Origin of the sequence: Sinomicrobium weinanense, assembly GCF_018863395.1 — a bacterium.
In the GTDB taxonomy this organism is placed as follows: Bacteria; Bacteroidota; Bacteroidia; order Flavobacteriales; family Flavobacteriaceae; genus Sinomicrobium; species Sinomicrobium weinanense.
Map to the genome: position 1 here is coordinate 187,514 of NZ_JAHKRR010000006.1, position 21,855 is coordinate 209,368.

19 protein-coding genes, 1 tRNA gene and 2 riboswitches are annotated in these 21,855 nt (G+C 46.0%); of the genes, 6 read left to right on the forward strand and 14 right to left on the reverse strand.

Going from position 1 to position 21,855, the window contains the following annotated elements; genetic code table 11:
• Positions 1–308: 308 nt before the first annotated feature.
• The 7 genes from KN811_RS16760 to metE all read right to left on the reverse strand — a co-directional run bounded on the left by KN811_RS16760 (position 309) and on the right by metE (position 8,128).
• A complete protein-coding gene (locus tag KN811_RS16760; RefSeq protein ID WP_187963964.1) occupies positions 309–566 on the reverse strand; it encodes a DUF6952 family protein in 258 nt (85 codons plus the stop codon).
• 92 nt (positions 567–658) lie between these two features.
• On the reverse strand, positions 659–964 hold the full coding sequence (locus KN811_RS16765; RefSeq protein WP_216334908.1) for a thioredoxin family protein: 306 nt from the start codon (positions 962–964) through the stop codon (positions 659–661).
• Positions 965–1,202: 238 nt separating this feature from the next.
• Positions 1,203–1,841, reverse strand: a complete 639-nt coding sequence (locus KN811_RS16770; protein WP_187963966.1) for a peroxiredoxin — start codon at positions 1,839–1,841, stop codon at positions 1,203–1,205.
• 416 nt (positions 1,842–2,257) lie between these two features.
• On the reverse strand, positions 2,258–3,712 hold the full coding sequence (nhaC, locus tag KN811_RS16775) for a Na+/H+ antiporter NhaC (protein ID WP_187963967.1): 1,455 nt from the start codon (positions 3,710–3,712) through the stop codon (positions 2,258–2,260).
• 123 nt (positions 3,713–3,835) lie between these two features.
• On the reverse strand, positions 3,836–4,177 hold the full coding sequence (locus KN811_RS16780; RefSeq protein ID WP_187963968.1) for a four helix bundle protein: 342 nt from the start codon (positions 4,175–4,177) through the stop codon (positions 3,836–3,838).
• 61 nt (positions 4,178–4,238) lie between these two features.
• Complete coding sequence (locus KN811_RS16785; protein ID WP_187963969.1) at positions 4,239–5,435, reverse strand: aminotransferase class I/II-fold pyridoxal phosphate-dependent enzyme; 1,197 nt, start codon at positions 5,433–5,435, stop codon at positions 4,239–4,241.
• A gap of 389 nt (positions 5,436–5,824) precedes the next feature.
• Positions 5,825–8,128, reverse strand: coding sequence for a 5-methyltetrahydropteroyltriglutamate--homocysteine S-methyltransferase (gene metE, locus KN811_RS16790; RefSeq protein WP_187963970.1), 2,304 nt, complete (start codon positions 8,126–8,128; stop codon positions 5,825–5,827).
• 290 nt (positions 8,129–8,418) lie between these two features.
• Positions 8,419–8,626: riboswitch (cobalamin riboswitch) on the reverse strand.
• 254 nt (positions 8,627–8,880) lie between these two features.
• A riboswitch (cobalamin riboswitch) is annotated at positions 8,881–9,085 on the forward strand.
• 66 nt (positions 9,086–9,151) lie between these two features.
• Between metE and KN811_RS16795 the strand changes: the two genes are divergently transcribed.
• On the forward strand, positions 9,152–10,990 hold the full coding sequence (locus tag KN811_RS16795; RefSeq protein ID WP_187963971.1) for a TonB-dependent receptor plug domain-containing protein: 1,839 nt from the start codon (positions 9,152–9,154) through the stop codon (positions 10,988–10,990).
• An 85-nt stretch (positions 10,991–11,075) separates the two neighbouring features.
• On the opposite strand, the gene KN811_RS16800 is transcribed toward KN811_RS16795, so the two are convergent.
• A complete protein-coding gene (locus KN811_RS16800; RefSeq protein ID WP_187963972.1) occupies positions 11,076–12,551 on the reverse strand; it encodes a S41 family peptidase in 1,476 nt (491 codons plus the stop codon).
• Between the two features lie 456 nt (positions 12,552–13,007).
• Here KN811_RS16800 and KN811_RS16805 point away from each other — a divergent pair, with 456 nt between their 5' ends.
• From KN811_RS16805 to KN811_RS16820, 4 genes are all read left to right on the forward strand, one after another.
• Entirely contained in the window at positions 13,008–13,517 is a 510-nt protein-coding gene (locus KN811_RS16805) for an RNA polymerase sigma factor (RefSeq protein WP_187963973.1), read from the forward strand.
• The gene (locus KN811_RS16810; RefSeq protein WP_187963974.1) at positions 13,504–13,935 is read left to right on the forward strand and encodes a hypothetical protein; all 432 of its coding nucleotides are present in this window, start codon (positions 13,504–13,506) and stop codon (positions 13,933–13,935) included. Before KN811_RS16805 ends, KN811_RS16810 begins: the two co-directional genes overlap by 14 nt.
• A gap of 145 nt (positions 13,936–14,080) precedes the next feature.
• Positions 14,081–14,701 carry a DUF4252 domain-containing protein gene (locus tag KN811_RS16815; protein ID WP_345725262.1) on the forward strand — a complete coding sequence of 207 codons (621 nt, stop codon included), beginning with the start codon at positions 14,081–14,083 and terminating at the stop codon, positions 14,699–14,701.
• A gap of 63 nt (positions 14,702–14,764) precedes the next feature.
• A complete protein-coding gene (locus KN811_RS16820; protein WP_187963975.1) occupies positions 14,765–15,307 on the forward strand; it encodes a DUF4252 domain-containing protein in 543 nt (180 codons plus the stop codon).
• Between the two features lie 176 nt (positions 15,308–15,483).
• Here KN811_RS16820 and purB read toward each other — a convergent pair whose 3' ends face one another.
• From purB to KN811_RS16850, 6 genes are all read right to left on the reverse strand, one after another.
• Complete coding sequence (gene purB, locus KN811_RS16825; protein ID WP_187963976.1) at positions 15,484–16,827, reverse strand: adenylosuccinate lyase; 1,344 nt, start codon at positions 16,825–16,827, stop codon at positions 15,484–15,486.
• Between the two features lie 57 nt (positions 16,828–16,884).
• Positions 16,885–17,442: an outer membrane beta-barrel protein gene (locus tag KN811_RS16830; RefSeq protein WP_187963977.1), complete on the reverse strand. Its 558-nt coding sequence runs from the start codon at positions 17,440–17,442 to the stop codon at positions 16,885–16,887.
• Between the two features lie 97 nt (positions 17,443–17,539).
• The gene (locus KN811_RS16835; protein WP_187963978.1) at positions 17,540–17,818 is read right to left on the reverse strand and encodes a DUF3817 domain-containing protein; all 279 of its coding nucleotides are present in this window, start codon (positions 17,816–17,818) and stop codon (positions 17,540–17,542) included.
• 127 nt (positions 17,819–17,945) lie between these two features.
• A complete protein-coding gene (gene lpdA / locus KN811_RS16840) occupies positions 17,946–19,337 on the reverse strand; it encodes a dihydrolipoyl dehydrogenase (protein WP_187963979.1) in 1,392 nt (463 codons plus the stop codon).
• Positions 19,338–19,461: 124 nt separating this feature from the next.
• Complete coding sequence (locus tag KN811_RS16845) at positions 19,462–19,998, reverse strand: DinB family protein (RefSeq protein WP_187963980.1); 537 nt, start codon at positions 19,996–19,998, stop codon at positions 19,462–19,464.
• Positions 19,999–20,028: 30 nt separating this feature from the next.
• Positions 20,029–21,150: a PQQ-dependent sugar dehydrogenase gene (locus tag KN811_RS16850; protein ID WP_187963981.1), complete on the reverse strand. Its 1,122-nt coding sequence runs from the start codon at positions 21,148–21,150 to the stop codon at positions 20,029–20,031.
• Positions 21,151–21,327: 177 nt separating this feature from the next.
• Here KN811_RS16850 and KN811_RS16855 point away from each other — a divergent pair.
• A tRNA-Pro gene (locus tag KN811_RS16855) sits at positions 21,328–21,401 on the forward strand.
• The last annotated feature ends 454 nt before the right edge of the window (positions 21,402–21,855 follow it).

Below are 21,855 nucleotides of genomic sequence, written 5' to 3' on the forward strand. Positions count from 1 at the left end.
CAAACTTTAAGAAACTGTCTAAATTTTGTTTTTGGAAACCGAACTTGTGAGGTACACGAACCTGCCATAGCAGGTGGGAACGAAGTGGTAATATTTGAGTGTGGTTTGTTGTCGGAGCTGTAAGGTGGAAGGAGATTGGTAGAAGATTGATAGGAGATTGATCCGGTTATGCCGGGAGATTGAATGAGATTGAAATGTTTAACATGGATTCAATCTTTTAACCCACACTGCCGGTACAAAAAATCCCCTTTCCGAAAAGGACGGAAAGAGGATCATTAGCAATTTTTTCCCAACCGGGAGGGGGTATATTATTTGTCTATTGAGCCCAAAACCCTGCTCATAAAGGTGTTGAGGGCCTCTTTTTGCGGCTTGCCTTCTTTGACCATTTTATCTACTTCAACCGCGCCGTACATATTGGAGATCAGTTCTCCTATAACATCCAGCTCTTCATCTTTGAGAGAAGGAACCTCGGTGAGCGCCTCCAGGGTTTCTATGGCTTCAATAACATAGTCCTGGTCGTTCTCTTCTATAAAATTGGCCAGATGTTTTATGATAGGTAATTTCATGTATTTGTTTTTTAGACAGGGGACCGGTGACCGGTGACAGATGTTTTTATATATAGCAACCGTCACCGGTCATCGGTCATTTGTCCATTGCATTACTTGTTTTCGTCAATGAACGATTTTAAAACGTCGGTTTTGTTGGTCTGAACCTGGTTTACCAGTTGCCCGTTCTTAAAAGCGGCAAAGGTAGGGAGGTTGTCAACATTGGCCAGTTTCCTGGATTCCGGGAATTTTTCAGCATCTGCCACGACAAATGCAGCGTTTTCCGTTTCCGAAGCAAATTTCTTGAATTTCGGCTTCATGATCCGGCAATTACCGCACCAGCCGGCCGAATATTGTACAAATACCGTATCGTTTCCGCCTACAACTTCAGATAAGTTGTCTTTGTCTAATTCCTGTATCATAATGCTCTCAATTAAATCGAAAATTCAAAAATTGTCCCGGTAAATCCATATCGTGCCCGGGATGGGGTAAAAGTATCCCGACTTCATCGTGGGGGATCCATACTTTTGTTTTAAAACAAAACCAGGTATCGGTGAAGTCGGGAAACCAAACACCAAAATTTAACTTGTTGGTTGCTGGTTGAGGGTTACAGGTTGCAGGTCGAATTAAAACCTGCAACCTTTAACCTGCAACTCTTTAGTTTGCACTCAGGTACTCGGCAACTCCTGTTCTGGTTGCAGACATGGCTTCTTTACCGTCTTCCCAGTTAGCAGGGCAAACTTCGCCGTTTTTCTGTACGTGGGCATAAGCGTCGATGAGGCGTAAAAACTCATTGACGTTTCGTCCTACGGGCATGTGGTTTACACTTTCGTGGAATACGGTACCTTCTTCGTCAATGAGGAAAGTAGCCCTGTAAGTTACGTTATCACCTTCGTAAACGTAAGAATCGGTATCTTCGTTGTATACTTCAGACTGAAGGTCGAGTATACGCAGCATGTTGGCGAGGTTACGGTTGCTGTCTGCCAGCAGCGGATAGGTTACACCCTCTATTCCCCCGTTGTCTTTGGGAGTGTTGAGCCATGCGAAGTGTACTTCGGCAGTGTCACAGGAAGCTCCTATTACTACAGTATTTCTTTTGTCGAACTCGGGCAAAGCAGCCTGGAAAGCGTGCAGTTCCGTAGGGCAAACGAAAGTAAAGTCTTTCGGATACCAGAACAATATCACTTTTTTGTTGTTTTTAACTGCTTCTTCCAATACATTCACTTTGAATGTATCACCCATGTCGTTCATAGCGTCAACAGCTATGTTTGGGAACTTTTTACCTACTAATGCCATAAATAGTATTTTTATTGGTTTAATATTTTCTACTGCAAAAATAGCATAGTATCCCGAGGGACAATATCATCTTAGATTATAATATTTTATAGGTTGATAGAGGTTCTTAATGATGATAGAGAACCGGGGTGTTTTTTGCGGACTTCTTAAAAAAGGACTGTGTAGTTTGATGGGTTAGTAATTTAAAAAGCAAATCGCAGGGAAATTATTTTTCCATTGTGATTTTGGTTGAACTCCCTCCTGTTTTTTTAGAAACTGTTTTGAATTTATCCTTTGGCTCTTTTATGCATCTTTTTCCGCCATACTTCAGCTATTTTTCGGTCTATGGCTATGCCCCTCAAAATACCTTCGTCTGGCGAAAAAATACACTATAAAATATTCCAAAAACAAATTCAAAACAGTTTCTTAGCAGTTTTTTACTTTTTGGCCAGCTGTCTGATCTTGATGCGGAATGCTGCAAAAAGCAGGGTCATAAACGGGCTGAGCCAGTTGAATATGGCATATCCGGCATAGGCGGCCGGGGAAACGCCAAGGACGCCGCTGTGATAAGCTCCGCAGGTATTCCACGGAATGAGTACGGAGGTTACCGTACCGGAATCTTCAAGGCTCCTGCTCAGGTTTTCCGGTGCCAGGCCTTTGTCTTTATAGGCTTTGGCAAACATTTTTCCCGGTACCACAATAGCCAGATACTGGTCAGATGCCGTAGCGTTCAGTGCAAGGCAACTGGCCACGGTACTGGCAAACAGGCCAAAGGTGGTGTGGAAAAGTTTTAGCAGGCTATCTGTTATTTTGGCCAGTGCCCCGATGGCTTCCATGATTCCGCCAAAAACCATAGCACAAATAATGAGCCATATAGTTCCCATCATGCCGGCCATACCCCCGGCAGAGAACAGTTCGTTGAGTTCGGGGTCGGAGGTTTCTACGGAGGTGCTTATGGTTATGGCATCCATGATGCCCTTGTAAGCGGAATGAAAAGTGAGAGTGTCTTCACCTGCTATACGTGTCACGATATCCGGTTGAAAGAAAATGGCAAATGCCCCGCCTAAAAGCGTACCCACAAGCAAGGCTATCAGGGGCTGGGTTTTTTTGATAATCATAAAAATCACAAGGACCGGAACAATGAACAGCCAGGGGGAGATATGAAAAGATTCTTTGATGGTGGTGAGAATGCCTTCGGTATCGGGTGTCCCGGAAGTGTCTATGGTAAAACCCAGAATGATAAATACGATCAGGGTAACGATTATTGTAGGAACTGTGGTAAACGACATATACCGGATATGGGTAAAAAGGTCGGTACCGGCCATGGCCGGGGCAAGGTTGGTGGTATCGCTCAGGGGAGACATCTTATCGCCAAAGTATGCTCCGGAAAGTACGGCCCCTGCTGTCATTCCCAAAGAAATGCCCAATGCATCCCCGATGCCTATAAGTGCTATACCCACGGTTGCCGAAGTAGTCCAGCTGCTGCCGGTTGCCAGTGAGATAATGGCACAGATGATCACGCAGGCTGCCAGAAATATTGTAGGATTGAGGATCTGTAATCCGTAATAGATCATAGAAGGGATAATACCACTTATGAGCCATGTACCCGACAAGGCACCTACCAGCAACAGGATCAGAATGGCTCCGGTGGTAGACTTTACATTGTGAGCTACTTCTTCCATCATAAGATCGTAAGGAACCTTGTTATAGAAACCCACTATGGCCGCGACGGCAGCTCCGAGCAGCAGGATAAACTGGTTGGAGCCCGAAAGGGCATCGTCCTTATAAACAAAAAGAACGTTGTAGGCCAACATTCCTATAAGTGCAAATACGGGGATAAGGGCCTCCCAGATAGATAATTCCTTGTTTTCAATGATCTTATTTTCTTCCATATGTGTTTAAAGTTGTCAGACAGCCGGGAGTTTAGAGGCTGTAATAATACGATTTTGCAGAAATGTATACAAGTTTTATTAGAAGGTGAGAAAGTGAGAAGGTGAGAGGGTGGGAGTTATTTTTCATAGGTGGATTTGATTTTTGACACTTTCAGTACCTTCGGTAGATAATTCATTCAATTCTGCAACGTTGCCTATCCTGGATTTTTTCAGGAATTCCGTCCGGTAAAGGCATTCATCGGCTTCTTCTACCACGATGCAAATCTTGGCATAGCGTTCCTTTGCGGAGCGTCCTCTGCAGAACGCCCTGAAATTTGCTCCGACCGAAGTAGACGACTTGGCGAGCTGATAGCTAACCACTTTGGCCGAAACATTTTTCGGAAGCGTTTCCAGAAAAGCTAATACCCTCACAGCATATTCCAAGGTACGGTTTCTCATCTGCTCATTAAATTCCGCGTTTGTCATATAACATGCTTTACGATCTTCCCACCCTCTCACCTTCTCACCTTCTCACTTTCTCACTTTCTCACACCCCCAACGCTTTCATGCAAGCCTTCATTTTGTCGTAAGTCCGTGCTATATCCTGGTCCAGCCCGATAGAGAAACGGATAAGACCGTCGGTGAGGCCCATTTGTTTTTGTTCTTCTTCGGGGATCTCGGAAGAGGTGGAAGTACCGGGGGCACTGAACAGGGTTTTGTAGAAACCGAGGCTTACGGCCAGATAGCCGAGGTTGTCGTTCTGCATGCGTTCCATCAGCGCATTGGCCTTGCCCAGGGAACCTACGTCGAGGGTCATCATACCACCGAAGCCGTATTCGGGATTGAGCTGTTTTTTCATGGTATCGTGCCCGGGGTGAGATTCCAGCCCAGGATAGACCACCCGCATGCCGTCCTTTTCGAACTGTGTGGCCAGGAACATGGCATTTTCACTGTGTTTTCTGATACGTATATGCAGGGTACGGAGGTTTTTAAGGATGGAGGCGGCCCGGAGGCTGTCCATAGTGCTCCCTAAAAGCATGCCTGCACCGCTGTTGACATCCTTCAGAGACAGGCAGAAATCCTTGGTGCCACACACCACGCCGCCCACACAATCACTACTGCCGTTGATGAACTTGGTAAGGCTGTGGATGACCACATCGGCCCCGTGCTGTGCAGGAGCAATGCTGAGCGGGGAAAAGGTATTGTCAATGACCAGTGTGATATTGTGCCTTTTGGCGATTTCTGACAAGGCCTTGAGATCGGCTATTTCCAGGAGAGGATTGCTCACAGCTTCGCAATAGATCATCCGGGTCTTGTCGGTGATGGCAGCTTCGACCTTTTCGGGCGAAGTGATGTCTGTAAACGAGGTCTGAATATCGAAACGGGGCAGGAAATTTTTCATAAAAGCATAAGTGCCCCCGTAAACCGTTCTGCCCGATACGATATGACTTCCGGCTTCACAGAGTTGCAGGGTCACGGAGGTGATAGCTCCCATGCCACTGGAAGTGACATTGGCTGTCTCTGTTCCTTCCATAGCGGCCAGGGCTTCACCCAGGTACAGGTTGGAAGGCGAAGAGTGGCGGGAGTACAGGTAGCACCCCTCGGTATTGCCTTCAAAAGTATCGAACATGGTCTTTGCCGAGAGGAATGTGTAAGTGGACGAATCGGAAACGGAAGGGTTAACCCCTCCGAACTCCCCGAAATATTGCAGGTCCTGTATTTTGTTTGCAGGGTCGAATGCCATTGAGATCAGTTTTAAAAATTAACGCTGCAATCTACCGAAACCGCGGGATTTTAACAAATCATTTTTTAAATTATTGATAAAATGGAGGGGGTTTTTTGATGTTGTTTTGAAGGATGTTTTGTGAATGTTGCTTTCTGTTGCGGTTTTTTGAAAGTAGGGGAAGGAGGGAGGAAACTGTTTTTTCGGGAGGAAGTAACCACAGAGGGTACAAAGTACACTGAGGATGTTCAGAACTATACCCCCCCTGCCCCCCTCAGGGGGGGAGCATTATCGCTTTTAAAGGGACTTGTAGCTCCCCCCTTGAGGGGGGCAGGGGGGGTGTTCCCCAATTGGATGTAGAATACTTTATGTACCCTTTGTGGTTAAAAAATATATCGGCCTGCCCCCGATCAGGAAACGGGTTGGTCTACTTTTTTCCTGATCTTTTTAGCGGCCTGTACCATATTGACGAGAGCGGCTTCGGTCTCTTCCCATTTCCGGGTCTTGAGGCCGCAATCGGGGTTAACCCAGATGTTTTCGGCAGGGAGCAGGTCGCTGGCCTTTTCGAGCAACACAACCATTTCTTCCACGGTGGGTACCCTGGGGGAATGGATGTCATAGACTCCCGGGCCTATTTCATTCGGGTATTTGAAATCTGCAAAAGCCTCCAGCAATTCCATTTGCGAACGGGAGGTCTCTATGGTAATGACATCGGCATCCATGGCTGCAATATGCTCAATGATGTCGTTAAATTCGCTGTAACACATATGAGTGTGTATCTGGGTTTCGTCTTTTACACCACTGGCGGCGATGCGGAAAGCCCTGATAGCCCAGTCGAGATAAGCGGGCCAGTCCTTTTTTCGCAGTGGCAGCCCTTCGCGGATGGCAGGTTCGTCGATCTGTATCATCTGTATACCTGCTTTTTCCAGGGCAAGCACTTCGTCCCTTATAGCCAGTGCGATCTGGAAGGTGGTCTCCTGGCGCGGTTGGTCATCCCTGACAAAAGACCATTGCAGTATGGTAACGGGACCCGTAAGCATACCTTTTACAATTTTGCCGGTATGCTCCTGCGAAAAACGGCTCCAGCGAACGGTCATGTCCTCCGGGCGGCTTACATCACCATAAATGATCGGAGGTTTTACGCACCGGCTACCGTAGCTCTGTACCCATCCGTTTTTGGTGAAGATAAACCCTTCGAGCAGTTCGCCGAAATACTCTACCATATCGTTGCGCTCAAATTCGCCGTGGACCAGTACATCCAGGCCAATGCTCTCCTGGATACGGATAGCCTCTATGGTGGCTTCCTCGATCCTGCTCTCATATTCGGCCTGGGTGAGCTCTCCTTTTTTCAACCTTGCCCGCAACCTTCGTATGTCTGTGGTCTGGGGAAAAGAACCGATAGTCGTCGTCGGGTAGAGGGGCAGCCCAAAACGTTCTTTCTGGATCTTTTGCCGGAGCGCAAAGCCCACATGTCGTGAAGTATCCTTCCCGGAAATACCGGCTACCCGCTCTTTAATCTCCTTCTTGTGAATACGGGATGAAGCGCGCCTGTCTGCCAATGCTTTTTGATTAGCTTCCAGCGGGGCTGCGTTGCCATTCAGTATTTCATAAAGATCGACTGTTTCTCCGAGTTTCTGCTTTGCAAAAGCCAGCCAGTTCCTGATCTCCGGGTCTATACCGGTCTCTGCTTCCAGGTCATAAGGCGTGTGAAGTAGGGAACAGGAGGTAGCTATCATTACGTTTTCTACGCCCAGTTTGGCAATGGCTTTACGGAGGAGTTGCAGGGATTTATTGTAGTCATTCTTCCAGATGTTACGTCCGTCCACAACACCGAGGGAAAGGATCAGGTTTTCGGGGATGGTTTCCAGTATGGTATCCAGTTGCTGTGGCGCCCGGACCAGGTCTACATGCAGGGCAGATACGGGAAGTGAGACAGCCAGGGCAGTGTTGTCTCCCAACGCTTCAAAATAAGTGGTGACCATGATTTTCAGTCCTTTGCAGGCTTCGGCTATGGTTGCATAGGCTTCTTTGCAGGCGTTCTTTTCTTCTTCGGTAAGGTCGAGGGACAAAAAAGGTTCGTCCAGTTGTATCCATTCTGCTCCCAGGTCACGGAGCTCATTGAGGATATCCACATAGACAGGAAGCAACTTCTTTAAAAGCTCTATACGGTGAAACCCTTCTTCCTTTTCTTTTCCCAGTAACAGGTAGGACACAGGGCCGATGAGGACAGGTTTCGGGGTTTTGTCCAGGACTTTCCGGGCTTCCGTAAACTGTTGGGTGATCCGGGAGGAAAACCGCCGGAAGGACTGGTCCTTGTAAAACTCCGGTACGATGTAGTGATAATTGGTGTCGAACCACTTGGTCATTTCCATGGCGGTGATATCCAGTCCGTTTTTCTGATAGCCCCGTGCCATGGCAAAATAGAGGTCGAGCTCAGTGTTTTCCTTGTTTTCTGTCAATACGGGAGTGTAGCGCTTCGGGATGGCACCCAGGCTAAGGGTCATGTCGAGCACCTGGTCGTAAAAGCTGAAATCATTACAGGGCACGAGGTCAATGCCGGCTTCCTGTTGTACCGTCCAGTTCTGCCGGCGCAGTTCTTCGGCGACAGAGAGCAGTTCCTCCCGGCTGGTCTTTCCTGCCCAGTACTGTTCGCAGGCCTTTTTCAGTTCGCGCCGGGCACCGATACGGGGATAACCCAAATTGTTTTTTTGCATGTTAAAATAGCATTAAGTTAAACATTAAATCAGGCGGAACATTTGAGGTTGTATGTTGTAGGTTACAGGTTGCAGGTTTCATTTGTCTCTAACCTTCAACTTGCAACCTGTAACCTGCAACACCCCATAAACGTTTTCCTGAACATTAAATTAATGTCCCTTACTATTTTTCCGTATGCCTTAGAAGAATCGTAGAAGAGAGGATATAACAATACAGGTAGTGAACAACACATATAATGCCGCAAACCGCTGAGAAATATCCCGACTACTGCTTCAAGACCGCGAAAGCATACGTCTCTGCATTATAAGCAAGTCTCCTGGCTCGTAACATTGCTGCCATCCTTCTCATCCCGTGGGCGGGACAATGGATTCCTTAGTGCAGGCAGCAACTTTATATTACTCACAGTTGCGCGTCAGCCCGTGATTTTCACACGGTTCCTTTTTAAGGAGTTGCCCAATAGGCTTTGGTACAACCCCACTTATAATGGGAAATAGTATGTATGAACACCACAAAGGTAGCTAATATCCCGGTAACAATTGTGTAAGGGACCGTTTTATACTGATAAATAACAAATATGAAGTTAGAGGTTAGAAATACGAAATTGGAAGTTTGTGGAGTGGAGGACACCCCCCTGCCCCCCTCAAGGGGGGAGCCTTATTTCTTTTAAAGAGCATTACAACTCCCCCCTTGAGGGGGGCAGGGGGGGCTTAAAACAATTCACCCTTCCTTCATACTTCCAACTTTAGTTCGTACTTTTGCGCCAAAATCTGGTTCGGCATTGCCGATGAAAAGGGAACCGGGTGAGAAACCCGGGCTGTACCCGCAACTGTATGCTTAGTCCTGATACCTATCGGGATGCCTGTTGTTATTACTTCGTTGCCACTGATCTCTCCGGAGAATGGGAAGGCTGACAGCAGGACGCAAGCCAGGAGACCTGCCGGATTTTAAAACGGATGTCAAACTTTCGGGATAAAGGTTTGCGTATGTACAGCCATACTTTTTCCCATTTATTACACAAATCAATGAAGAAAAGAACAATTTCTTTCGGTGCACTGGCCCTTTTATGCACAGCGGGTTTTGCCCAGGAAGTGCAACAACTGGATGAGGTGGTGGTCACGGATTCCCGCTTCGAACTGAAACGGGAGCATTCCGGGAAAACGGTCATTAAGATCAGTGCTGAAGAACTGGAAAAGAACCAGGGAAAGAACCTGGCCGAGGTGATCAATACCAAAAGCGGTATTGAAATTGGCGGGAGCCGGAGCAATGCCGGGCAAAACCTGGGATATTATGTCCGTGGCGGAGGAAATCGCCAGGTGCTGGTGCTCATAGACGGCGTGCAGGTTACAGACCCGTCTTCCATTTATAATGATTTTGACCTTCGGCTGGTAGACCTGGCCCAGATCGAATCCGTAGAGATCGTAAAAGGGGCGGCGAGCACACTATACGGTAATGCCGCAGCAACGGCCGTGATAAGCATTACCACCAAAAAGGCTTCCGAAAAACCCGTTTCGGCCACCTTCCGGTCCAGTATCGGTACCAATCAGGCCCACGACGACCAGGACTACGATATTGCCGATTTTTCCAATAGTATCGCTGTGAGCGGGACTTCCGGAAAGGTCAATTACCAGGCCGGTTTTGCCCAGCAGTATACCGATGGCCTGTCTGCCGCTGCCTCGGGGACGGAAAGAGACCCTTTTTCCCGCTTTAATACCAATGTAAAAGTGGGATACCAGGCGACAGAACGTTTTTCGGTCGATGTATTTGGGAATTACGATAAGTTCAAGGTGGATTTTGACGGGAGTGATCCGGCAGACTACACCAGACTTATCGATACTCCCGATCAAAGTATGAGCAAACAGTACAGGGTAGGAGTAGTACCGAAATTTGACTATGGCAATGGAAGCGTACAGGCGAGTGTGGCGTATAACAAGATCGAACGGGAAACCCGGTCGGCCGGTTCCACGGTTTATAATGCCAACAGCCTGGTAGTGGATGTTTTTAATAAATATAACTTCAACGATCGTTTTTATACCATCGTTGGGGTCAATTACATGAACAATGAAGCCGAATTTGACAGGGACAGGGATTTTTCCGTAGTAGACCCTTATGCCAATGTGGTGTGGGTTTCCGGTTTCGGGTTGAATATGAATGCAGGGGCAAGGCTCAATAACCACAGCGAATACGGTACGCATTTTACGTATAACCTGAACCCATCCTATACATTTTCCCTGGAAAATGACCGCTATATCAAGGCTCTGGGATCCTTCAGTACTTCATATATAGCCCCGAGCCTGTCGCAATTATACGGATATTTCGGGCCTAATCCAGACCTCGACCCCGAAGAAGACCGTACTCTCGAAGGCGGACTGGAGTTCGGCTCCGGTGCATGGCGGTTAAGCGCGTTGTATTTTAACAGGAAAGAAAAGGATTATATATTCTATGGACCTGAAGGTTATGTCAACGTCAATGAGGATTTTAACGTAAACGGTGTGGAAGCTGAAATTTCCATAAAACCATTGGATTTTATGCAGCTGGATGCCAATTATACTTTTACCGAGAAAAAGGACGAATTGCTCCTGCGCATCCCCAAACACAAGATCAATGCCACCGCCGGCTTTACCCTGTGCCCGACTACTTTCGCCTCGGTAAGCTACCAGTACATGGACGACCGCCTGGACGCCGGCAATGTGGAAATGGACAGTTTTTCTATTTTTGATGTATACTTAAGCCACAGTATCCTGAAAGATAAAATGAAACTCTTTGCCAATGTAAGTAATATCTTTAATGAAGATTATGTGGAGTTGGTAGGGTATACCACAAGGGGGAGAAATGTGAGAGTAGGGTTTAGTTTGATGTTTTAAGGAAGAACGGTAGATTAAGAAGGAAGAGGCCGTGGAAAAGCAATTTTTCACGGCCTCTCATATTTTTTTAATGTGTTGCAAAGTTTTACGGCTCCATCTCAGCAGGAGTGATATACATTTCTTTGGAGAATGGCTTTTCTTTTAACCCTTTTACATCCCTGGCGGTAGATTCGGGCGTTACCGCTGCTCTGGCTGCGAGTCCCGAAATGTGATTTAAAGCAGCACGGAGCAATGATTCTTCGGTATCTCCGAACGGTTTAAGGTCTTCATAAGATTCAAATTCCCTGACTTCTATATCCGGGGTAAACCCATGGACATAATCACTTTCGTCATTCTTGTTATAAATGGTGAAAGTAATAGGCTGCATGGCATATTTATGGTTGGGGTTAATGTTTCTGGTTCCGAAACCCGGAGCGTCAAAAAGTGTAAAAGACCCTACGTTTTTGCCATAGGTGGTTTCTCCTATGAGAATGACTTCCATATATGGGCTTAAACCGTTAATGATCATTTCACTTGCAGAAGCAGTGTCTTGTGAGGTTAGGATATAGACCCTGTTTAATGAGGTCAGACGGTTTATTTGGACTTCGCTTCCCGTAGGGTCACCGGTCGATTTATCAAAGGTCCTTGCCTTATCTGCAAAAGTGTCGGAATTATTTTCTTCCTGGTGTTTGGGATTGTAAATGGACTTGGCAAATATATCACTGGCCGAAGCCTCTCCGTAGATCATACTGGCCAGGTAGGTCGATGTTTCTACGGAGCCTCCGCCGTTATATCTCAGGTCCAGTACCAACTCATCTATATTCTGGTTTTTAAAGCCTTCGAATACAGTGTTTAATTCTTCGTTATAGGTGTTGACAAAACCGTTGTATACCAGGTAGCCGATATTTTTACCTTCATAAGGAATCACATCCGAAAAATGCACGGGGTTTTCCTGGACGGTTTGTCTGTTTAGTGTTGCCTCTTCCCCTGTTGGCGATAGTACCCCGTTATCTACTGTGGCAAATTCGAATTTTATAGAATTATTATTAAAATAATTACGGTTTAACTGATCGATGGTATTTTCATCATCTTTCAGTACAATACCGTCGAATTTATAGATAAGGTCTCCTCTCTGCATTCCCGCATCAGCTGCCGGAGAATTGGGCATTACATAGGCCACATACCAAATAACATCGCCATTATCATTAACCCGAACCAGGCTTCCGGGCCCAAAGCCAAAAGTTTCGTTTTCTCCCCGGAAAGAGTTCAATAGTTCTTCATAATCATCTACAATCCATGAAAAGCGGTCAATATCGCCCTTTCTGAATAACAGGTGGTCAAACAGATCTTCAGGGGCTGAATAATTCCCGAGAAAATCCTTGTATTCCTCATTTGAAGAAAATTTCGTGTCACTCAGATCGGTGACATCCCCCTGCCAGAAATACCATTCGTTCAATCCTTTCCATATAAAATCCTGGACTTCCAGGTTTCCCGAAGGTTTGGGAACAAATGCATCATCATCTTTGTCCGAACAACTCCAGAGGACCAGGCCCGACAGAAAAAGGTAAAATAGTTTTTTCATGTGCTCAATTTTTTAGCCCAAGACAAAAAGCGAGGGTGTATTCCACTTTATTATAGAGGTGAAAAGATAGTCGTTATTTTCATCAATTATTTCTGCAAATTTTAAGACGGCATGTAAGTTGTCCGTGTTTTAGCAGGAAAAGGGGACATATGTTTTATAAAACGCTAAATTTACTTTAATTATTGGCTTTTTAAAATTTTTTGTAACATTTTTTAAGCTCGTTCGTCTTCCTTTTGAGTTGATGAGGTGAGAAGGTGAGAAGGTGAGAAGGTGAGAAGGTGAGAAGGTGAGAAGGTGAGAAGGTGAGAAGGTGAGAAGGTGAGAAGGTGAGAAGGTGAGAAGGTGAGAAAAAGTTGTAGACGACAAATTACAAAATTTCTCCCGATCTCCAGGTCCCCAAGTCTCCCCGTCTCCAAATCTCCCAAACTCCAGGACTCCAGGTTTAACCAACTAAATATGAAACAGGCAGAGTTTTTACATACTGTAATGCCGTTTAAGGACAAATTGTTCCGTTTGGCCAAAAGGCTTCTGGTTTCAACAGAGGAGGCTGAAGACGCCATACAGGAAGTATTACTTAAATTATGGGCCAATAAGGGTAAGATAGCAACTTACCGGAGTGTGGAGGCCTTTGCGGTTACCACTACAAAGAATTACTGTCTGGACCGTTTAAAATCCAGACAGGCGGGAAACCTGAAACTGGTACACAGCAATTACAGCGATGAAAATGCATCCCTGCAACGACAGGTGGAAGCCCGGGACAGCGTGGCCCTGATGCAGAAAATCATGGAACACCTGCCCGAACAGCAGAAGATCGTTTTACAGCTCAGGGACGTGGAACAATACGAATTTGAAGAAATAAGTGATATGATGGACATGAACCCCACCGCGGTACGGGTGGCCCTTTCCAGGGCAAGGAAGGCAGTCCGGGAAGCACTGATAAAAAAGCACAGTTATGGAGTTGGCTAAGATAGAAAAGTGGATCGAAAAGTATTTTGAAGGGACAACCACCGTAGAGGAGGAAAAAGCGCTAAGAACCTATTTTTCACAGGATGAGGTGGCCTCCCACCTACGGGCATATCAGCCGATGTTCCGGTATTTTACTGTGGCCAGGGAAGAGAAGTCCACCAAAGAGCTTCGTATGAGAACGGGACGCAAAAAAAACTACGCCTGGCTTTCGGTGGCAGCAACAGTGGCCATAGCCCTGGGGATCTGGTTTTCTACCCGGCCTTCTGTGGAAGAAAAAGAAGCGTTGGTAGCCTACCAGGAAACCGTACAGGCCCTGTATATGATAGGGGAAAACCTCAATAAGGGCACGGATAAAATAGAATATTTAAACGAATTTGAAGAGACCAAAAATAAAATATTGCCGCCCGAAAACAGATAAGCTACGGAAAGAGCCACAAGGCATTGCAAAATGATCGCATCAACCGTAGAGGGCGGAAAATTTTCCGCCTCCCAACCTCCCGACAGAGCGTTGGCCGGATGAGTAACAGGAAATAAAGAATAAATTATAGTAAAAACAGAAAAAGATGAAAGAATTAAGAGCATTACATGGTCTTGCCGGTAAGGGAAGCCATGAGAGGTATGACGAAAAAAAGCGGTTAAATAAAATGACAGCCAGAAAATTAGTGATATGTATGCTGCTGGCGGTATTGCCTGCCCTCGGTTTTTCGCAGGCCGTTTTCGACCGGTTCGAGGCCATGGACGATGTGTCGGCCGTAATCGTTAACCAGAATATGTTTAAGCTGTTTTCCAGGATAGAGGCAGACGACCCCGAAGCCAAAGAGTTCATGGAAATGGTAAAGACCCTGAAAAACCTGAAAGTGTTCTCTACAAGCAACAAGAATATCGCCCGGGAAATGCAGTCTACAATGGGCCAGTATATTCAAAGTTCGTCACTCGAAGAACTGATGCGTGTTAAAGACGAGAACTCCAATGTGAAGTTCTATATAAAACCAGGCAAAGATGAAGACCATGTAAGCGAATTGCTGATGTTTGTTTCCGGGTTGAAAGATGTGGAAGTGCATGGAACGCAAGTGGAAACAGTACTGTTGTCGCTTACAGGTGATATTGACCTGAATAAGATAAGTATGCTCACTAAAAAGATGAACCTTCCTTCGGAACTGGATGAAGCGGGAAAGAAGCAGTAGGATAATGGGGTGAGAAAGTGAGAAGGTGAGAAGGAAAATATAAATAGAACTTAAATCTGAAGTATGAAAAATTTAATAGCAAGTGCTGTGTTTGGGGCCTTTCTTGTGTTCATGAGTTCCTGCAGCAATAAAGAAAGCCTGCAACAGTACTATGTAGACAGTGCTGAGAAGGAAGGGTTTGTAAACCTGGATATACCGTCGAGTATGTTGGATATATCTAATGTGCAGCTTACGGAAAACCAGAAAGAAGCCTATAATTCCATTAAAAAACTGAATGTACTGGCTTTCCCGGTAACAGCAGAGAACAAAGCGGTTTACGAAGCTGAAAAAACCAGGGTGAACAGCATACTTTCCGGCAGTGATTTTCACGAGCTGTTGCGATTATCTGACAAAAACAAACGGGCCGTCCTGAAATATACAGGGAATGAAGGGGCCATAGACGAGGTGATCTTCTTCGGGACAGATAACGACCGGGGTTTTGCTCTTGTCCGTATCCTTGGCAATGACATGAATCCCGAAAAAATGGTAGAGTTCATAAAAATCATAGAAAAGGGCGACATTGACGACGACAGGCTGGGGGAATTGAAAGGCCTTTTCGGAAAGTAAAGAGTTTTGCCCGGTAAGATAAAAATTTTATCAGGCAAATGGTAATGATATTCCTGTCACGTCGAGGCCTTCGATAAACTCAGGACAGGCTGGAGTCGAGACGCTTTGGCCGACCAAGGCCCCTCGACTTTGGTTTATCCTGAGCAAGGCCGAAGGGCTCGGGGTGACAGTTGTTATTATATCCCCGTGTAGTTGGCCGGGGTTATTTGCTTCAGTTCATTTTTAATATTGTCCGAAACTTCCAGGGTATCTATAAACCTTGCGATCGACTCCCTGTTTATTTTTTCGTTGGTACGGGTAAGTCCTTTCAGGGCTTCATAAGGGTTGGGATAGCCTTCCCTTCGCAATATGGTCTGTATGGCTTCGGCTACTACCGCCCAGTTGTTTTCGAGGTCCTGGGCAAATTTATCCTTGTTGAGCAGCAATTTGTTCAATCCTTTTAAGGTCGATAAAAAACCGATGACCGTATGTCCGAAAGGTACACCGATATTACGGAGCACCGTACTGTCCGTGAGGTCGCGTTGCAGCCTGGAAACGGGGAGTTTGGCCGAGAGGTGTTCAAATACCGCATTTGCGATACCCAGGTTCCCTTCCGAATTTTCAAAATCTATCGGGTTGACCTTATGTGGCATGGCGGATGAGCCTACTTCTCCTTTTTTGATCTTCTGTTTGAAGTAATCCATGGAAATATAGGTCCAGATATCCCTGTTGAGGTCAATAAAGATGGTATTGATACGCTTCAGGACATCGAACAGGGCCGCCATATGGTCGTAATGCTCTATTTGTGTCGTGGGGAAGGAGTGGTGTAATCCGAGGACCTCTTCTACGAAACTGGTACCAAAGGCTTTCCAGTCCTTATTCGGATATGCGACGTGATGTGCGTTATAATTTCCGGTCGCCCCGCCGAACTTGGCAGCGTAGGGGATGGTTTTTAATGTGTTTAGTTGTTCTTCGATACGGGTGATGAATACCTGTATTTCTTTTCCAAGGCGGGTAGGGGAGGCCGGTTGTCCGTGTGTTCGGGCCAGCATGGGAATATCTGCCCATTCCGCAGCGAGTTCTTTCAACCTGGCTATGACCTCGTTCAGGCAGGGGAGATACGCTTCGTAAACAGCTTCCTTGAGGGACAGCGGAATGGAAGTGTTATTGATGTCCTGGGAAGTCAGTCCGAAGTGGATGAATTCTTTGTGTGCGGAAAGCCCGAGCGCATCGAATTTTTGCTTGATAAAATATTCTACCGCCTTTACATCGTGATTGGTGGTTTTTTCGATCTCTTTTATGGCCAGGGCATCTTCAGAGGAAAAACCGTTGTATATATCCCGAAGGTCGTTAAAAAGGGTATGGTCAAAACCCTTTAGCTGTGGCAGCGGAAGGTTGCACAGGGCAATAAAGTATTCGACCTCTACCCGGACCCGGTATTTTATAAGGGCTTCTTCAGAAAAGAAAGGCGCCAGGTTTTCGGTTTTGTTTCTGTATCTTCCGTCGATGGGGGAAATGGCATTCAGCTCTGTCAGTTGCATTGTTTGATCTGTAAATAAAAGAAATGGATTTATATTGTTTTCGGAGGTGTTTTTTGTTTAGAGGAACACAATGATACCCAGTTTCAGTTCGGTGAGGTCCAGCCCGAAGCCGTAGTTGTCAGAGTCTTTTCCTTCGTTGTCATATCCGAACCGCCCGATAATGGCATCGAAAGCGATGCTGTCGTTAAGCCTGTAAGTAAGTCCCGGGCGAAGGTTAACGCCCCAGGCAAAATTGTCTGCACTGCTATCCTTGGCCCATCCCAGGCGAACGTCGCCCTGGGCAAAAGGCATGAGTTTGGAAGCCGGGAACCAGTATTTCCTGGCATAAGGGAGTACACCGTAAAATTCTTTTTTGGAACTTATGCCGTCAATTTTCACTTTGGTCTGTTCGTATCCGGCGCTCAGTCCTATTGCAAAATCGTTCTCCAGGAAGAAACCCACAGAGGGCAGTATGGAAAAATCGGTGGTTTCCGTTCCGGAATTATTGTCCTTGGAAAAACCTACGGCCCCCCCGACGAGCCATTTGTTTTTCAGCAGGCTCTGATCATCTTCCTGCGCATGTAAAGCTCCGGCAGCAAATAAAACAATGGCGATTAACGATACGATCTTTTTCATATTATCAGAATTTAATAAGTATTGATCTGGCAAAAATAAGACTTATCCAGAAGTTTGTGGCAACAGTTCCGGGCAATTTTCAGAGGGGGCGGGTTGTTTACGCTTCCCGGAGGTATTTTTTCTCGGCATAAAAAGTGCCGAATGGCAGAAGGGCTGCAATGAACAGCAGGGAAAACCTTTTGAGGCTCCATTGCCTGTGATAGCACACCAGTATGGCCAGAACAACATATAATATAAATAGAAAACCGTGGATATATCCGATTATCATATTGGTAGTTGTATGGGCAAGCAGATATTTTAACGGCATCCCCACCAGGAACAGAAGCAGGTATGAAATGCCTTCGAGTATAGCGGTTATCCTGAAATTTTTCAACATGATGGAGGAATTAAAGATATTTGTGAATAAAGTTGAATTACGATTTTAAAAGAGCGCAGTTGAAAAGTCAATTCAGGGACTCCTCGACTGCGCTCAAAGGGACAGATATGTCTCTTGATATATGATATTACAGGTGGATGACCTCGTCATAGGCATCCGCAACGGCTTCCATGACCGCTTCGCTCATGGTGGGGTGCGGGTGCACGGCCTTGAGGACTTCGTGCCCTGTGGTTTCCAGTTTTCGGGCTACGACAGCTTCGGCTATCATATCGGTAACCCCGGCGCCGATCATGTGGCAACCGAGCCATTCGCCGTATTTGGCATCGAAAATCACTTTTACAAAACCGTCGGCATTACCGCTGGCCTTGGCTTTACCGGAGGCGGAGAACGGAAATTTACCTACTTTGATATCGTATCCTTTTTCTTTGGCCTGTTTTTCCGTAAGTCCTACGGAAGCTACTTCGGGCATACAGTATGTACATCCGGGAATGTTGCCGTAATCGAGGGGTTCCACGTGCATTCCGGCTATCTTTTCCACACAGAGAATACCTTCGGCAGAGGCTACGTGAGCGAGTGCCTGTCCGGGAGTTACATCACCTATGGCGTAATAGCCGGGGATGTTGGTCTGGTAGTGGTCGTTGACCAGTATTTTGTCCCTGTCGGTAGCAATGCCCACTTCTTCCAGGCCTATATTTTCGATGTTACTTTTAATACCTACGGCAGAAAGTACGATATCGGCTTCCAGTATTTCTTCACCTTTTTTGGTTTTTACCGTGGCTTTAACACCTTTGCCGGAGGTATCTACCTTGGTCACCTCGGCAGAGGTCATAATTTTTACGCCGGCTTTTTTGAAACTTCTTGCCAGTTGTTTGGAGATTTCTTCATCTTCGACAGGAACAACATCGGGCATAAATTCTACTACGGTAACTTCGGTACCGATAGCGTTATAGAAGTATGCAAATTCTATTCCTATGGCGCCAGATCCTACTACGATCATCTTTTTGGGTTGCTCCGGCAGGTTCATGGCTTCCCTGTACCCGATGACTTTTTTTCCGTCCTGGGGCAGGCTGGGCAGCTCTCTGGAACGCGCTCCGGTTGCGATGATGATATGGTCGGCCTGGTATTCTGTCTTTTTATCCTTATCGTCGGTAACTTCTACTTTTTTACCGGGTTTTACCTTTCCGTAACCGTTGATCACGTCGATCTTGTTCTTTTTCATGAGGAACTGAACACCTTTGCTCATTCCGTCGGCTACATTCCTGCTCCTTTTTACTACCGCATTAAAATCCTTGTCATAATCCTTTACTTTGAGCCCGTAGTCTTCGGCGTGTTTCAGGTATTCGAATACCTGTGCGCTTTTGAGCAATGCCTTGGTAGGGATACAACCCCAGTTAAGACATACGCCTCCCAGGTTTTCTTTTTCTATAATAGCAGTTTTTAAGCCCAATTGAGAGGCTCTGATGGCAGTAACATATCCTCCGGGACCACTGCCCACAACTATGACATCGTATTTACTCATTTTTATCGTTTTTTATGACCAAAAAATTCGGTTACGAAGGTACGTAATTAGTTTTAAAATTCAGAAACCGGGATTTTAGATTATAAGAGGTGTGATATATCAGGCCACGGGCAATCGGGAAAGATCAGGATTTTTCTTTCGTCCGGAGAACCGTCTTGTTATATTCCGAAGACGCTCCCCGGGGAATGGAAAGGGATTTCCAGTCCTCGTCCTTTAATTGTTTGGCGATATGAACAATCTGGCCGATGTGATAAGGATAGTGAGCGAGTTGACGGTTGATAGCCTCTGTCACGGTATGTGCTTTGCCGCGTATGTAAACGCTCCTTTCCAGGTCTTCGGGCCGGATGGAGTTGAGGGTGTCGAGGAAACAGGTCCAGCCTGCTTCCCATCCGGCTTTCATATCTTCCACGGAAGTGTAGGTGTCCGTAAATTCATTGTCCCTGTGGCGCCATTCTTTTTCCCCGTCCTGAGTGAAGAAATTTGTCCACCTGCTTAGCATATTGCCCGCAAGGTGTTTTACGATAATAGCAATGCTGTTGTCTTCTTCTCCTTTATGCCAGTGAATATCGTTGTCCGAAAGCGTTTGAAATGTTTTGTCCCCTAATGATTTGTAGTGGAGGAACTGTTTTTTTACACTGTCCAGATAATTGCTGTTGCTCATGATAGTTTTATTCAGATTACAGTATGATTGTTACGATTGTTGAGGTACGATCTTTACGATGCCTTTTCCTTCTACCGAAACATAAATATACCCGTCCGGGCCCTGGCGTACATCGCGTACCCGGCCTATACCGGGAAGGAGTTTTTCCCGGTAGGTAACCTTGTTGTCCCTGATTACAAGTCTTTCGAGATATTGAAAGGAAAGCGATCCGGCCAGGAGGTTATTTTTCCAGTCGGGATAAATATCAGAGGTTACAAATGCCATGCCGCTTGGTGCGATGGAGGGCACCCAGTAATAGAGCGGTTGTTCCATGCCTTCTTTTTCGGTCTCGTCGGTAATGGTAGTGCCGCTGTAATTGATGCCGTAAGTGATCACAGGCCAGCCGTAGTTGGCTCCTTTTTTTATAATGTTGATCTCATCGCCGCCCCTGGGGCCGTGTTCGTGTATCCATATTTCCCCGGTTTCCGGATGTATGGCCATCCCCTGGGGGTTTCGGTGGCCGTAGCTGTAAATGGCGTGTTTGGCACCGGGCTTGTTTGTGAAAGGGTTATCGGAGGGAATACTTCCGTCGTCTTTTAAACGATATATTTTTCCCCCGTCACGGGTAATGTCCTGAGGGTTTATATCCCTGTCTCCCCGTTCGCCTATGGAGAAATACAGGTATCCATCCCTGTCAAATTCGAACCGGGAACCGAAATGGTGGGATTTTCCGGTATTGGGAGTGGCCTTGTACAAAAGCTGTTTTTCCACAAGGTCGTTGCCCTTCAGTTTAGCTCTTATCACAGCGGTATGAGCACCTTTTTCTTCTCCTTCAGGAGAGGAATAGGAGAGGTATATCCAGCCATTTTCTTTATACCCGGGGTGCAGTTTTATATCCATGAATCCACCCTGGCCCCTGGCATAGACTTCAGGGACATTGTTTATATTGATCTTTTCTCCGTTCCTGAAATGAATGAGTTCTCCGGACCGTTCTGTAATGAGCATGCTTCCGTCGGGCAGAAATGCCATGCCCCAGGGAACGCTGAGCCCGTCAACAACGGTTTCGACGGTATAATTTACATTTTCAGGCTCGTGTATGCCGGTGTCTTTTTGTTGTGCACAGGCCACGAGAGACATGGCCAGGCCCAGGCAAAAAGCGGGAAATTTTTTCATATAAAACACCATTTTTATCATAGCCGGATTGATCATGTTCTTTGGTCCGAAGTGTTTATATAGCCAATTTACAAAGTTTTATACGTAAAGGGTACGGAAGTGATTTTTTTAACAAAAAAATCCTATATTTGCACCCCTTATATTTAGATATTGAAATTTGCATCGTTCAGATGTTTTCGGGGTGTAGCGCAGCCCGGTAGCGCGCGTCGTTCGGGACGACGAGGTCGTAGGTTCGAATCCTGTCACCCCGACTTTAGTATATTAATGAAAAACAAAGCACTGTTAATCGTATGGTTTTCAGTGCTTTTCATTTTTTATGATATGAACTGAAGTCATCTAAAATCACCTAAAAAGTGTGCAATTCGGTGTGCAAATTGGTGAGCATTTTTAAGGTTATTATCTTATCTTTGAGGTAATTAGTGGCGGTTTGACTTTCGTCTTTACAGGAAAATATGTGTAATTTAAGACGAAGCCATGAAAACAAGCAGTACTTTTGGGGTGATTTTCTTCACCCGAAAATCCCGAAGCAATCCTGATTTTTTAGACATTTATGTGCGCATTACAGTTAATAGACAGCGTGTAAGGCTCCCCTAAACAGAAGCACTTTCAAATATAGTATTTTCCCTTAAGTGTTGGTCGATTATAAGGGAGGCAAACCGCGTTTTGCTTCGTTGTACTATAAAATCTACTGGTGTTTTATATCCC